Genomic DNA, 14,754 nt, shown 5'->3' with positions numbered 1-14,754 from the left:
ATACAAATAAAAAAATCACTCGTTTTTACACGAGTGATTTTTTTATTATTTTACAGAGACAATCTCTACTTGCATTTCTCCGCCTGGTGTTTGGATTGTTACTTTCTCACCAATTTGCTTACCTAATAAGCTTTTTGCGATTGGAGAATCGTTAGAAATTCTTCCTTCAAATGGATCAGCTTCCGCACTACCTACGATTGTGTACGCTTCTTCATCTCCATTTGGTAATTCTTTAAATGTTACTGTTTTACCTAATGTAACAACAGTAGATACTTCGCCATTATCTTTAATGATAACTGCGTTACGAATCATATTTTCTAATTGTGTAATACGTCCTTCTACGAACGCTTGCTCATCTTTTGCTGCATCGTACTCAGAGTTCTCAGAAAGGTCCCCGAAGCTACGTGCGATTTTAATACGTTCCACTACTTCTTTACGTCTTACTGTTTTTAATTGCTCAAGTTCGTTCTCTAGTTTTTGCTTACCCTCTTGCGTCATAGGGTATGTTTTTTCTGTTGACATATTTTCCACTCCTTTTATATACCAATCCCCCGAAAAAAAGAGGAGTTCCATATGAAAACTCCTCCGCTTCCATTGTTAGCGGAGGTTTCTAGTACCCTTGCACTAGCGGAGTTGTCACATACAACCCCGTATTTCCAATTCTTCTTTATATAAAGAAGATATGTATGGAAAGTTGATATAAATATGCCCTCACCTATATATAGATGAGGTTGCATGTTTCATTGTATTCGATGGGAAGGGAAAAAATCCCTTCCTACCGTATATCTTTTACTATGCTATTACAAATTTACTTTTTGTTCAAGAATTGTTGCAATTTTTGTCACCATAATATCAATTGCAACATGGTTTTGTCCACCTTCAGGGATAATAATATCCGCAAACTTCTTAGAAGGCTCAATAAATTGATTGTGCATTGGACGTACAACAGTTACGTACTGATCAATAACTGAATCCATCGTACGACCGCGCTCTTTAATATCACGCTGCATGCGGCGCAGAATACGAAGGTCAGCATCTGTATCAACAAATAACTTAATGTCCATCAACTCACAAAGACGTGGGTCTTCTAAAATAAGAATTCCTTCTAAAATAATTACATCTTTCGGCTCAACTGGAATAATTTCTTCTGAACGCGTATGCAATGTATAGTCATATACAGGCTTATCAATTTGCTCATATGCAAGCAACTGCTGCAAATGTTCAATTAACAGATCATTATCAAACGCAAGCGGATGATCATAATTTGTTTTTAAACGCTCTTCCATTGGTAAATGGCTTTGATCTTTGTAATAATAATCTTGCTCCAAGATTAAAATGGAATGACCTTTAAAATGGTCAAAAATCGCTTTCGTTACACTTGTTTTTCCTGATCCTGAACCACCAGCGATTCCAATTACAACAGGCTTATTCGTCCCCATTCGACTACCACTCTTTCTTATTGAAGTATGCTTTTGCGCATCATATTATTCACATACACTGGTTGATCCACTTTGAATTTCACGATTTGCAACGGATGTCTCGCTGCATCTAATTCGTTTCCATCCTCATCCCAAATTTTCTCCACCGTCTGCGTAAAGTTTTCTATTTCTGGTCCAAAGAACTCCACTTCATGTCCTGGTTTGAAATGATTACGTTGCTCAAGCGTTACGATGCCCGTTTCTTCATTATAATCTAACACTAAACCAGCAAAATCATACGTTGTTTTCTTACTATGATTTCCAAACATTTGCTCTTGATGTCCTGGAACCCCTTCAAAGAATGCAGGAGCTGTATCACGATTTGCACATTTATCAAGCTCATCTAACCATTCTTGTTTAAACTCAAAGTTATCCGGATCCGCACAATAAGCATCAATTACTTTACGATATACAGTTGCTACAGTCGCTACGTAATGGATTGATTTCATACGTCCTTCTACCTTTAAACTATCGATTCCAATTTCAATCATTTTCGGAATTGATAAAATTAAATTTAAATCTTTTGGACTCATCGCAAAGTGAGCATCTTCTTCTTGGAATAGAGGAAGCTCTTTTGCATCTTTATGTTGTGATACTGTTTGAACTAAATCATAATCCCAGCGGCAAGATTGGCAACAACCGCCACGATTAGAGTCACGCGCTGTCATATGGTTACTTAGTGTACATCTTCCTGAATATGCGATACACATTGCACCATGGACGAATGCTTCAATTTCAATATCCACTTTGTCTTTAATTTCTTTCATTTCTTCATAGCTTGCTTCACGAGCTAATACAAGACGATGTAAACCTTCTTCTTTCCAATACTGTGCTGCTTTCCAGTTGGATAGTGATTGCTGTGTGCTTAAATGCACCTCAACAGAAGGCGCTACACGTTTACACGTCTCAATGATAAGCGGATCAGCAACGATAATTCCCGTTACGCCAGCTTTTTCAATCCCTTTTAAATATTCCTCTAGCCCATCCATATTTTCATTATGTGCGAAAATATTTGTTGTTACATATATTTTCGCTCCATATTTCTTTGCAAATTCAACGCCTTCTGCCATATCTTCCAGCGTAAAGTTACCTGCATTCGAACGAAGACCAAATTCTTGTCCACCTAAATATACAGCATCTGCCCCATAATGGATAGCTACTTTTAATTTTTCTAAGTTACCCGCAGGGATTAACAGTTCAGGTTTCTTCACAATAACGCGCTTGCCATCGATCACTCGTGAAATTTCTTGTACAGTCATTTCCTACACCCTCCTCGTTTAGTAAACCGTTTCTTTAAAGAAGAATCCTGTGTCTAACGGACGATTTACTGGTTGCATTTCTTCTATTTCTTTATATAGAGCATCTTTCACGTCATAATACGCATCACGATCTTCTACGCATAAATCAATCGCTTGACGATATTTCTTCGTTACTTCAATAATGTATTCAGAACTTTTTAGTACACCATCGATTTTTAAGCTGTCAACTTCAGCTTCGATTAGTTCCTCTAATTCATCGATGAAACAAATATCGTTCGGACTCATAATATGAGTACCATTTTCATCTTCATAGATTGGATATTTATTATTACGCTCTGGGTCATATAAGAACATATTCTCTTCATATTTTTTCTTTTCAACGTCAAGATTACGTCCTTGATACTCAAAGTAGTTTCCTACTAATGAACGCTTCGATTGGAACATACAAGTCATACCGTGAATTTGTACTTCTAGTTCCACTTCAGCATTTTCTTTTAAATCAACAATTTCATCTAAGCTCAGCTCACGAGCTAATACAGCACGCTTCGCTCCTCTTTGGCCCCAGTAATTACAAGTGAACCAATTCGTTGCTGTCGTTTCTGTATTCCAGTGCAACTGCATATTTGGCGCTACTTCGCGAACAGCCATTAATACTGCTGGATCTCCGAAAACAATTGCATCTACATTTACTTCATTTAAAAATGAAACGTAATCTGTTAATTCTTCTACTTTATCGTTGTGGAACATAGCGTTCATTGCTACGTATACTTTCACACCATTTTCATGCGCAATCTTCACAGTTTGTTTTACATCTTCACGTAAAAACTCCCCTGCTAAACGTAAACCAAACTTTTGCTCACCGATCATTACCGCATCTGCTCCTGCTTTCGCAAGAAGTTCGATATCCGCCACCGCTCTTGGCGTTACTAACAATTCAGGTTTCTTCATACCTTGGTCACCCTCTCTTTTTACTAACAGCTACTCCATCACCAATTGGGAAAATCGTTGTATCATATCCTTCATGGTTCATAAGCCACTCATTGTACGTCTTAATACGACGGATTAAACCACGTGTACGTCTGTTTTCAATCTTCTCTTTTGTCGTTACAAGACCATGGTACATAACATTATCTGAAATAATTACGCCACCAGGATTTAATAACGGTTCATATAAGTCAAAAAAGCGACGATACTGTCCTTTTGCTGCATCAATAAAAATAACGTCAAATGTCCCGTGTTCTTTTACTTGTTCACCTGTCTCTAACGCATCACCGTAAATAACTGAAATACGATCTGTTACTGGGGAACGTTCTATATATTCAAGTGCTTTTTCATATCGCTCACGATTGCGCTCAACTGTCACAATACGTGAATTTGGAATAGCTTGCATCATACGAATACTAGAATAACCGATTGCTGTTCCAAGTTCTAAAATGCTTTTCGGTCCAATTAAACGTAAAAATTGCAGCATAAATTCCATTCCAAGTCGATCCATAATCGGCACATGATTTTCTGTTGCATATTCTTCCATTTCAAGAATTAATTTATCTTTCGGATCAATAAATGATAATAGGTACTCGTTAACTGCATCCTCCATAAATGGTCCTCCTTATTTACATGGAGAAGTGCCTCTATGACGTCTTTTCCCACATAGAATGCAATAAAAATACAAGCCAGCTTTACCCTTAGCTTGTACGTCCCGTTTTGATATTAAAAACGATTCTTCTGCCAGTTTTTAACCCGATATATTTTACCACAAAAAAGAGGGATGTGCGACTTTTTTCGCTATCCCTCCCCATTTCACTGTTTTTTCGTAATGTATTTTTGCTTTAATGCATTATGCTCTTCTAATGTTTTCGCATAGTACACTTCACCACTTGGTGCAGCTAAGAAATAATAATAATCTGTTTGCGCAGGTTCTAACGCAGCTTCCACTGAATGTTTACCAGAGTTTGCGATCGGCCCTACCGGCAATCCTTTTACAACATACGTATTGTACGGTGAGTTGACCTTTAAATCTTCGTATAATACACGTTGTTTATGTTTTCCAAGTGCATATAATACCGTTGGATCCGTTTGAAGCGGCATACCTTTTGCTAAACGATTATAAAAGACACTAGCGATCTTTTGACGATCTGTAAAACCAGTTGCCTCTTCTTCAATAAGTGAAGATAATGTTAAAAGCTGATGAACATCCCAATTCTTCGCTTTCATTTTCGCCTCATTTTGAACAATGATTGCATTTGTTTTCTCAAGCATCGGAATTACAATTTCTTCTAACGTTGTATCTTTCTTATAAAACGAATACGTTGCAGGATATAAATAACCTTCTAATGGGTATTTAATATTACTATCAAAGATTTTATCCGTTAATAACTTCGGATACTTTTGCTGCATTTTTTGAATAAATGCTTTATCGTTTAATTGACGCGTAACATCATCTTTATTCCACTTTAGTTCTGTCGCAATCGTTTCTGCAATTTCAGTTACTTGCGCCCCTTCTTTAATCGTCACTTTATAAAGAGCTGGACGATGCACGTTGCCAGATGACATTTGTTCGATCACATCTTCAGCATTCATTGAAGGGTTTAATAAATATGTACCTGCTTGTAAACTTTTCGATTTAGCCTTTGTATAAAAACTAAAAACTGTACCGTTTTTTACAGCGCCTTTTTCTTCTAAAATTTCTCCAATTTTACTTGTAGATGATCCTTTCGGAATTTCTACTTCAATCTCTTTTTTATTCCCGCTATCAACTGGTCCTAATGCGGATGAAATATACGCATAGACTGAACCACAAACTAAAAGCAGTGCAATAATCGAAAATAAAAAGATGCGTCTACGCTTCTTTTTCACTTGATTCTCTATCAAAACATTTCCTCCTTACTTAATTGTAGACCGTATGTACACCTTTCTATACAGCACGATGTAAAAACGCAACAAATTCACTTATCTTTTTTTAATAGACACTTTATTTTTCTACAATCCGTCTCATTATACTACAAAGACTTACACAGTTTCGACAAAAAATCTTTCATTTTACATATAAATACAAAAAAAGATGGACTGTATGTCGTCCATCTTTTCAGTACTTATTATTCAGCTTCTTGCTCATCAGCAAGAGTGTTGAACATTTCTTGTACCATTTCCCACTCTTCTTCAGATTCGATTGGAAGTAAGCTTCCGCCCTCTTCTTCATTTTGCTCATAAGCCATTGCATCATAAATTGGGTCTCCATCTTCGTCTACTTCACCGATTGGAGAGAAGACTACATATGATTTTTTACCAAATTTTTCAGCATCAAAAGTGAAAATAATTTCACATAAATGTTCGTTACCTTTTTCGTCTACAATTGTAATTTGATTTTCTTCCATTTTGGTCACCTCTTATTTACTATCTAAAAATCCTTGTAAGATTACGACTGCAGCCATCTTATCGATTACTTGTTTTCGCTTCTTACGACTTACATCAGCTGAAATGAGTAGACGTTCCGCTGCCATCGTTGACAAACGCTCGTCCCACATTACAACGTCTAATTGTAACAGCTCTCGTAGGTTTTCTGCAAATTGTTGGCACGCTTCACCACGTGGGCCAATTGTACCATTCATATTTTTAGGTAAACCTACTACTATTTTATCCACATTGTACTGCTTTACTAACTCAGAAATACGATCAAAACCAAAGTGACCTCGTTCTTCGTTAATCTTAATTGTTTCTAATCCTTGTGCTGTCCAGCCCATTTCGTCGCTAATTGCAACTCCGACTGTTTTTGTACCTACATCTAAACCTAATATCCGCATAAACTACTCCTCACGATGATGTTTCAAGTAAGACTTCACAAGCTCTTCAATAATCTCATCACGTTCAAGCTTGCGAACGATGCTACGTGCATCTTTATGGCGAGGTATGTATGCTGGGTCTCCACTTAATAAATAACCGACGATTTGGTTAATCGGATTATAGCCTTTTTCTTGAAGTGCATCATACACAGTTAAAAGTACATCATTTACATGGACACTCTGTTTTTCATCTTGAATGCTAAACTTCATTGTTTTATCAAAACCGTCCATTTCAAGCACCTCACTTATATAGTAAGTATAGGGAGAAGAACTTCTCCTCTCCCTACCATTGTACACTACTATCTCTTTATTTTGAAACAGATTTAACGTACTCTTGTACAAATGCTAAAGCTTCTTCGACTTGAGCTGGGTTTTTACCGCCTGCTTGTGCCATATCAGGACGGCCACCACCGCCACCGCCGCAACGAGAAGCTACTTCTTTCACAAGTTTACCAGCATGGTAACCTTGGCCAATTAAGTCTTTCGTTACACCTGCTAGGATATTTACTTTATCGTCATTAACAGACACTAATACAACAACTGCCGACTCTAATTTATTTTTTAGATCATCCATCATCGTACGTAAGTTGTTCATATCTGCGACATTTACTTTCGCTGCTAATACATTCACACCATCAACTGTCATTACAGAATCAGTTAAGTTTCCAGCTTCGATATTGCTTAATTTCGCAGCAAGAGATTCGTTTTCTTTTTGCAGTTGTTTTACTTCGGCAAATAGACCATCAACTCTTGTTAAAATATCTTTCGGATTTGTTTTCATTTTTCCTGCTGCTTCTTTTAATAAACCTACTTGATCGTTCATTAATTCGTATGCAGACTTACCAGTTACTGCTTCAATACGACGAGTTCCTGCACCGATACCAGATTCAGCAACGATTTTGAAAATACCGATAGAAGCTGTATTATCAACGTGACAACCACCACAAAGCTCTAAGCTGTAATCGCCAACTTGTACAACGCGTACAACATCACCGTATTTTTCACCGAATAATGCCATTGCGCCCATTTCTTTCGCTTCTTCGATTGCTTTTTGAGAAATCTCAACATCAATACTTTCCCAAATTTTCTCGTTTACCATACGCTCAATTTTTTCTAATTCGTCAGCTTGTACTTGACCGAAGTGAGAGAAGTCAAAGCGTAAACGTTCAGAAGTTACAAGAGAACCTGCTTGGTTAACGTGTGTTCCAAGTACATCTTTTAATGCTTGGTGTAGTAAGTGAGTTGCTGTATGATTTTTCACAACGCTACTACGGTTTTTCGTATCGATAATAGCTTTCACAGCCGCATCTTTCGTTAATGTACCTTCTTCAACAACAACTTTGTGTAAGTTTTGACCATTTGGTGCTTTTTGCACGTCTTTTACAAGAACTTTCACGCCATCAGCAAGAAGGTAACCACGGTCTGCAATTTGTCCACCGCTCTCAGCATAGAATGGTGTTACATCAAGCATTAATTGTCCTTCTTCACCAGCTTGTAAGCTATCTGTGTATTCGCCGTTTTTCACAAGTGCAACAACGTTACTTTCTGTTGCAACTGTACCGTAACCAACGAACTCACTCGCTACTTTAACTTCTCCAAGTACACCGCCTTGAACTTGCATTGAGTCAACGTCTTGACGAGCAGCACGTGCACGCTCACGTTGTTTTTCCATTTCATTTTCGAAGCCTTCTTGGTCAACTGTCATACCAGCTTCTTCTGCATATTCTTCTGTTAATTCGATTGGGAAACCGTATGTGTCATATAGACGGAACGCATCTACTCCAGAAATAACAGTTGTTTTTTCTTCTTTTGCTTTTGTAATAACTTCAGCTAAAATTGCTTCACCATCATGAAGTGTTTCATGGAAACGCTCTTCTTCGTTTTTCACAACTTTCGCAATGAAATCTTTCTTTTCAAGTACTTCTGGATAGAAGTCTTTCATTACTTCTCCAACAACCGGTACTAATTCAAACATGAATGGACGGTTAATGTTTAATTTCTTCGAATAACGAACAGCGCGGCGTAATAAACGACGTAATACATAACCACGGCCTTCGTTAGAAGGAAGAGCACCGTCACCAACAGCAAATGTTACTGTACGGATATGGTCAGCAATTACTTTAAACGCCATATCTTTTTCTAAATCGCCATTACGATATTTCTCACCAGAAATTGATTCTGTTGCACCAATCATCGGCATGAATAGATCTGTATCAAAGTTCGTAGGCACATCTTGAACGATAGATGTCATACGTTCTAGACCCATCCCTGTATCAATGTTTTTCTTAGGAAGTGGTGTATATGAACCATCTGGATTATGATTAAATTGAGAGAATACAAGGTTCCATACTTCTAAGTAACGCTCGTTTTCTCCGCCTGGATATAATTCTGGGTCACTAAAGTCATTACCGTAAGCTTCTCCGCGGTCATAGAAAATCTCTGTATTCGGTCCACTTGGTCCTTCACCGATATCCCAGAAGTTTTCTTCTAAGCGGATAATACGCTCTTTTGGAACGCCCATTTTCTCATTCCAAATTGTGAATGCTTCTTCATCTTCTGGATGGATTGTAACTGATAGTAATTCTTTATCGAATCCGATCCATTTGTCGCTCGTTAAGAATTCCCAAGCCCATGTAATTGCTTCTTCTTTGAAGTAATCACCAATTGAGAAGTTTCCTAACATTTCAAAGAATGTATGGTGACGAGCTGTTTTCCCTACGTTTTCAATATCGTTTGTACGAATTGATTTTTGAGCATTTGTAATACGTGGATTTTGTGGGATTACACGTCCATCAAAATATTTTTTTAATGTTGCTACACCACTATTAATCCATAGAAGAGATGGATCTTCATGTGGAACTAGTGATGCACTAGGTTCTACTGCATGTCCTTTTTCTTGGAAAAAGTCTAAAAACATTTGACGAATTTGTGCGCCTGTTAGTTGTTTCATTGTATTTTCCTCCTTAAATATAAAAAACTCCCGTCCCTATAAAAGGGACGAGAGTTAACTCGCGATACCACCCTAATTATGAATTGATTACAATAACAATCAATTCATCACCTCATGGTGCCGTAACGTGGCAAGACGGCAGTGATTAGCTGCTCTCAGGATTAGCTTTCTGTTACCCTTCATTTAAAGCTTCTTTCAGCCATATGGAAGCTTCTCTCTATAAATGGACTGTAACGTACTTGTTCCGTCATTGATTTAATGTATTATATGACTAAATATAATAGAATTCTCTTAAGTTTGTCAATGTAGATAATCATTTATATTGTATTAATCGCTTATTAATCATAGGTATTCTACTATTCATTCTTAACAGCCTTTTCATATATTATGCGTTTATTAATAAATTGGAATCTCCTTACAATAATTATTTATAAAAATTTCTAAATATTACTTTTTTTGCTATAATTAAATTATTGTTAATAAAATAAAGGAGCGATCACAATGACAACCTTACTTAACAAAGCTAAAAACATATTAGCGACTGACGAAACGATATTATTTTACGCAGCATGTTCATTAGACATATTTATTTATCGTTCCGTCGCAAGGCCAGGATTGCTAATTTTAACGAACAAAAGGCTATTCTTTTACGGGCCAGATGTAAGTAAGAATCCAATATTTGAAGAGTACTCTTTCGCAAAAATTTCTAATCTAAAAGAACAAAAGCGTCTTTTCAACAATCAAATTGTATTTATGTATGATAACGAATGGAAAAAAATAAAACATATTCAAACAAATGATGTGAGCTCCCTCGTTCAAAAGATACACGAGCAGCTTTCTAAATAAATATATGATTAGCCCTCTATTTCTTACATAGAGGGCTTCTATACTTACACATTTTCTTTTTTCAAGAGAGGTCTCACATGAACAATGACAGTACGAATAACTGCTAAAATCGGAACCGATATTAGTAATCCTACAATACCAGCTACTTCCCCTCCAACAAGTAATGCAAGCATAATAATAACAGGATGCATACGAAGTGACTTACCAACAATGTAAGGCGATAAAATGTTACTTTCCACAAATTGCAAAATAGCAATCGTAATCCCCGCCTTAATAAGTAAACTCGTTGATACTGTTGCTGCAATCATTAACGTCGGGATCGCTCCTAAAATAGGACCAAAGTACGGGATTATATCCGTTACCCCAATAATAATGCCAAGCAATAATGGATATTTCATACCGATAAACCAAAAAGAAAGAGCTGATACTCCCCCTAATACTAAACAAACAAATAACTGTCCTCGAATATAACTTCCAAGTGACTTATCAATTTCTTTCGCAAGCATTTGCCCCGTACCTCGCCATTTACTTGGGACTAGTTTCCAAAAGATATGATAAAACTCACCATAATCTTTTAATATGTAAAATACAATGAACGGTATTAAGAAAATAATGAGCAATGAATCGAGTACACCACGAGCTGTACTCATCACTTTATTTAAAAGCGCTTGAATCTTCGTTTCCACACCCACAAAAAGTTGTTTCACCTTTTCATGAATGAACGAAGGGAAATTCGCTGTTTGTTCTGTAACGCCATCCATCCACGAATCGTACATCTTTGTAAACTGCGGAAATTGTTCATTAATCTCTTGTAACTGTTTAATAACGACTGGTGTTCCTTTATAAATCCCATAACCAATTCCGCCGAAGAAAAGGATATAAATGAGCAAAATGGCAAGTGTACGGGGCATCCCTTCCTTATGAATTTTTTCAATTAAAGGGTGCAATAAATACGCAATAAAACAGGCGATAAGAAACGGCGTAATTGCTACTTTAAATACAAAAATAATCGGTGCCCATAGTGGCTTAATTTTTAAAAAGACGAGCAAACAAAGAAAAACAAGTAACAATAATCCTAAACGATATATCCAAATGATTTTAAGATTCTTCACATGAAAAACCTCCTCCACCTTTATTTTGAAAATAAATGGGTTAGGTTATGTGTGAAACTTTTAAAATCTTTTCATACGGACCATACTGTTTTTTAAAGACGTACATATAAATAACATAACAAGGACAACCACCCCTGAGAATACAGCATGAAATAATGTAATCAGGAGGGCTAATTATGGTTTTGTTTATGCTTGGATTATCAGCACTTTTTATGATTCTTGAATGGATTTGTATCGGCTTTGGTATTTGGAAGGGGTTCTTTATTCGTTCCTCACGTAAAGAAAAAGCGAAGCAATTATGGCAGTATGGAATACTTGGCGTTGGCTGTTACGGTTTATCTTATCTTTTCTCAGAAATTGGACTTTTTTATTTGCATATGAGTGCATAAAAAAACTCCCTTGTCTATAAGGGAGTTTTTCACTTTATCGAAATGATTATAAGTAAGACTTAATCATCTTACGTGCTTTTTTCATATTGCGTTTTGAAAATACATCTTGCTTACGAGCATATTGATATGCTGCAGCTCCAACCCCTAATGCGATTAATGAATTGCGTAGATTCAAAGTAAATCCCCCTTTTCGTTATCCGATCGTTCTTTCATTCTCATCAAATAAATCATCAAGAGAGCTTAATGAACCATCTTCCTCAACTTGATGCGTATGGATTTTCCCCTTTGAAACCGATAATTCGATATAACAATTCCAGCAATAAAATTGGTTGACACCTATTTTTCCAATGTCTTTCCCTTTGCAATTTGGACAAATGAACATATGGCTTTCATCTCCTTACAGTCTCCCAGATTCTATTCGCCATTATGTCCAAACCGCATTCATTTATACATTGCTGGAGCCTTTCAACGCTATGCGTTTGAAAGTTTCACTATATAATTTCACCTTGTTACATGAAATCATACGGTGAAATGTTTTCCACGTCCATTTCCTCGCCATTAACTGTGACCATCTGTACTTCTCCTTGTGATTCCTGCAAGCGACTAGCTAAAGTTGTTTGACGCATTGCATCATCAAGGCGATTTACACCAGATTGGAAAGCTACTTCCTCCCCGCAAATAATAAGGAACTTCTTACTTCTTGTAATGCCCGTGTAAATTAAATTACGGCGTAACATACGGTTGTAACTTTTCACAATCGGCATAATAACAATCGGAAATTCACTACCTTGTGATTTATGAATCGAACAACAATATGCATGTGTAATTTGATTTAAATCCGGCTTTGTATACGTTACCTCAATTCCATCAAATGAAACGATAATCATATCTTGTTGCTCAACGTTTTCTTTCGCATAAAACACCGAAACAATTTCTCCGATATCCCCATTAAACACTTGGCTCTCCGGCTGATTAACGAGTTGCAGTACTTTATCGCCTCTTCGGTATACAACATCACCGTACTGGATTTCTTTACTCTTTTCCCTTTTCGGGTTAAATACTTGTTGCAGCGCTTCGTTTAATACATTAATACCAGCAGGCCCGCGGTACATCGGTGCTAATACTTGAACATCCCTTGCACTAAAGCCTTTTGTTTTAGCGTTTTCGCAAACTTTTTTCACAACCTCAACAATTTGAGCCCCTGTACAGCTGATAAACGAACGATCTTTTTTATTTTGCGCTAAATCTGGTGGGAGTGTGCCGTCTTTGATCGCATGGGCAAGTTGAATAACAGATGAGCCTTCTGCTTGACGATAAATCTCAGTAAGCTTCACTGTCGGAACTGCACCTGCATTTAATAAATCTTTTAATACTTGTCCAGGTCCTACAGATGGCAACTGATCTTCATCACCTACAACGATAACTTGAATATTCGTTGGTAGCGACTTAAATAGCTGATTTGCGAGCCAAATATCAACCATTGAAAATTCATCGATAATAAGGAGCTTACCTTGGACAGGATCCGTTTCATTACGCTGGAAAGATCCTTCTGGCGTCCAGCCAAGCAAACGGTGAATTGTGCAAGCTGGAAGTCCTGTCGATTCACTCATCCGCTTCGCTGCTCTTCCTGTTGGAGCTGTTAATAGTATTGGAAATGGATTATCATCACTGTATTCATTCGGATTTAACGATAATCCGTGAAGTGACGCATACATTTCAACAATCCCTTTAATAACGGTTGTTTTTCCTGTTCCTGGTCCACCTGTTAATAACATCATCGGTTTATGAAGTGCCGTTTGAATCGCTTCTTGCTGAAACGGTGCATATTGTACATTCAACTGTTCTTCAATTTCACCTAATGTTTTTAACACTTCTGCTTCAGGAAATGAAGGTGTTTCCTCTTGATTCATCAATCGACGAATAGACTTTACAACACCTTTTTCAGAGTAGAATAAAGTTGCTAAATACACTCGTTCTTCTTCTATGATGACTTTCCCTTCACTTTGCATCGTTTCAATACAACCTATAATATCTTCTTCAGTCACTCTTCCTTCTTGATTGTTTAAAAGTGACATCGTTTCTCTTACAAGTTGATCTTTCCTCATATAAACGTGACCAAGTTGCAATGAGACATTCTCTAATGTGTAAAAACATCCCGCTCGTACACGGTCGTCGTGATTACCCGATATCCCTAACGCACGCCCTATATCATCCGCTCGTCCAAAACCAATCCCGTCCACTTCTTCAATAAGTTGATACGGATTATTACGAATCACTTCTAATGTCATCTCTTTATATTGCTGGTAAATCTTAATAGAAAGTTTCGTTCCAAAACCGTAACCATTTAAAAAGCTCATTACTTTCTCTAATCCTTGATGTTCAACAATTGTCTCATATATTTCCTGAGCCTTTTGTTTGTTAACAACACCATTTAACGTCTCAGGGTCATCCATAATTTTAGAAATAGCATGTTCCCCGAGATGATCCACAATTTTTTCCGCTGTACGCTTTCCTATCCCTTTAAATAAATCACTCGCTAAATATTGCACCATACCTGCTTTTGTTTGCGGCAATTCTTTTTTAAATGTTTCAACCATATATTGTTTTCCATACTTTGGATGGTCCTTAAAGTGACCTGTCAATGTAAACACTTCATCTTCATGCATGCGGGGAAAATGACCGTTTATCATTACTTTCTTTTCGTCATACGTTTCATTCGTTTCAATGACTTTCATACTGACAACGGAATAGAGGTTTTCTTCGTTGTGGAAAATGGTATGAAGAACTTGCGCTTTTATAAATTTTTTCTCTTCCTCAAACAAATCCATTGCATGTTGATTTCCCATCTTTCCTCTCCTTTCCGATATTTTCACTTTAATGA

General features: G+C 37.0%; 16 protein-coding genes and 1 other annotated feature. Of the genes, 2 read left to right on the top strand and 14 right to left on the bottom strand.

The genetic code is table 11. The features are described 5' to 3' along the window. Nucleotides 1-45: 45 nt before the first annotated feature. The 10 genes from greA to alaS all read right to left on the bottom strand — a co-directional run bounded on the left by greA (nucleotide 46) and on the right by alaS (nucleotide 9,526). Nucleotides 46-522 (bottom strand): transcription elongation factor GreA, encoded by a 477-nt coding sequence (gene greA / locus AC1Q8L_RS10645; protein WP_014894880.1) that lies wholly within the window; start codon nucleotides 520-522, stop codon nucleotides 46-48. Between the two features lie 278 nt (nucleotides 523-800). Then, nucleotides 801-1,439: a uridine kinase gene (gene udk, locus AC1Q8L_RS10640; protein ID WP_000537080.1), complete on the bottom strand. Its 639-nt coding sequence runs from the start codon at nucleotides 1,437-1,439 to the stop codon at nucleotides 801-803. 17 nt (nucleotides 1,440-1,456) lie between these two features. Then, nucleotides 1,457-2,737 (bottom strand): peptidase U32 family protein, encoded by a 1,281-nt coding sequence (locus AC1Q8L_RS10635; protein WP_000217961.1) that lies wholly within the window; start codon nucleotides 2,735-2,737, stop codon nucleotides 1,457-1,459. An 18-nt stretch (nucleotides 2,738-2,755) separates the two neighbouring features. Beyond that, the gene (locus AC1Q8L_RS10630) at nucleotides 2,756-3,685 is read right to left on the bottom strand and encodes a peptidase U32 family protein (protein ID WP_097846015.1); all 930 of its coding nucleotides are present in this window, start codon (nucleotides 3,683-3,685) and stop codon (nucleotides 2,756-2,758) included. Between the two features lie 7 nt (nucleotides 3,686-3,692). Next, nucleotides 3,693-4,334 carry an O-methyltransferase gene (locus tag AC1Q8L_RS10625; RefSeq protein WP_000389102.1) on the bottom strand — a complete coding sequence of 214 codons (642 nt, stop codon included), beginning with the start codon at nucleotides 4,332-4,334 and terminating at the stop codon, nucleotides 3,693-3,695. 203 nt (nucleotides 4,335-4,537) lie between these two features. Then, entirely contained in the window at nucleotides 4,538-5,608 is a 1,071-nt protein-coding gene (gene mltG, locus AC1Q8L_RS10620; RefSeq protein WP_000572135.1) for an endolytic transglycosylase MltG, read from the bottom strand. Nucleotides 5,609-5,832: 224 nt separating this feature from the next. Next, complete coding sequence (locus tag AC1Q8L_RS10615; protein ID WP_000392245.1) at nucleotides 5,833-6,111, bottom strand: DUF1292 domain-containing protein; 279 nt, start codon at nucleotides 6,109-6,111, stop codon at nucleotides 5,833-5,835. Between the two features lie 12 nt (nucleotides 6,112-6,123). Next, complete coding sequence (gene ruvX / locus AC1Q8L_RS10610; RefSeq protein ID WP_001221193.1) at nucleotides 6,124-6,537, bottom strand: Holliday junction resolvase RuvX; 414 nt, start codon at nucleotides 6,535-6,537, stop codon at nucleotides 6,124-6,126. A 3-nt stretch (nucleotides 6,538-6,540) separates the two neighbouring features. Further along, nucleotides 6,541-6,807, bottom strand: coding sequence for an IreB family regulatory phosphoprotein (locus AC1Q8L_RS10605; protein ID WP_000348591.1), 267 nt, complete (start codon nucleotides 6,805-6,807; stop codon nucleotides 6,541-6,543). Between the two features lie 76 nt (nucleotides 6,808-6,883). Beyond that, on the bottom strand, nucleotides 6,884-9,526 hold the full coding sequence (gene alaS, locus AC1Q8L_RS10600) for an alanine--tRNA ligase (RefSeq protein WP_071713644.1): 2,643 nt from the start codon (nucleotides 9,524-9,526) through the stop codon (nucleotides 6,884-6,886). Between the two features lie 40 nt (nucleotides 9,527-9,566). Continuing rightward, nucleotides 9,567-9,786 (bottom strand) — a binding site (T-box leader). A gap of 241 nt (nucleotides 9,787-10,027) precedes the next feature. Between alaS and AC1Q8L_RS10595 the strand changes: the two genes are divergently transcribed. Next, nucleotides 10,028-10,372, top strand: a complete 345-nt coding sequence (locus AC1Q8L_RS10595; RefSeq protein ID WP_000209466.1) for a PH domain-containing protein — start codon at nucleotides 10,028-10,030, stop codon at nucleotides 10,370-10,372. A gap of 44 nt (nucleotides 10,373-10,416) precedes the next feature. Here the strand turns inward: AC1Q8L_RS10595 and AC1Q8L_RS10590 are convergent, their stop codons facing one another. Next, nucleotides 10,417-11,484, bottom strand: coding sequence for an AI-2E family transporter (locus tag AC1Q8L_RS10590; RefSeq protein WP_000793129.1), 1,068 nt, complete (start codon nucleotides 11,482-11,484; stop codon nucleotides 10,417-10,419). Nucleotides 11,485-11,660: 176 nt separating this feature from the next. Here AC1Q8L_RS10590 and AC1Q8L_RS10585 point away from each other — a divergent pair, with 176 nt between their 5' ends. Further along, a complete protein-coding gene (locus AC1Q8L_RS10585) occupies nucleotides 11,661-11,873 on the top strand; it encodes a hypothetical protein (protein WP_000242539.1) in 213 nt (70 codons plus the stop codon). Nucleotides 11,874-11,919: 46 nt separating this feature from the next. On the opposite strand, the gene AC1Q8L_RS10580 is transcribed toward AC1Q8L_RS10585, so the two are convergent. The 3 genes from AC1Q8L_RS10580 to recD2 form a co-directional block, all read right to left on the bottom strand. Then, nucleotides 11,920-12,048 carry a YrzQ family protein gene (locus tag AC1Q8L_RS10580; protein WP_001053553.1) on the bottom strand — a complete coding sequence of 43 codons (129 nt, stop codon included), beginning with the start codon at nucleotides 12,046-12,048 and terminating at the stop codon, nucleotides 11,920-11,922. 18 nt (nucleotides 12,049-12,066) lie between these two features. Further along, nucleotides 12,067-12,255, bottom strand: coding sequence for a YrzR-like zinc ribbon domain (locus AC1Q8L_RS10575; protein WP_000469281.1), 189 nt, complete (start codon nucleotides 12,253-12,255; stop codon nucleotides 12,067-12,069). A 127-nt stretch (nucleotides 12,256-12,382) separates the two neighbouring features. Further along, entirely contained in the window at nucleotides 12,383-14,719 is a 2,337-nt protein-coding gene (recD2, locus tag AC1Q8L_RS10570) for an SF1B family DNA helicase RecD2 (protein ID WP_097877498.1), read from the bottom strand. Between the last annotated feature and the right edge of the window lie 35 nt (nucleotides 14,720-14,754).

Source organism: Bacillus sp. GW823-FHT06A11 (assembly GCF_058795355.1).
Note: the sequence above shows the minus strand (reverse complement) of the source record. Positions and strands in the feature narration are given on the sequence as shown.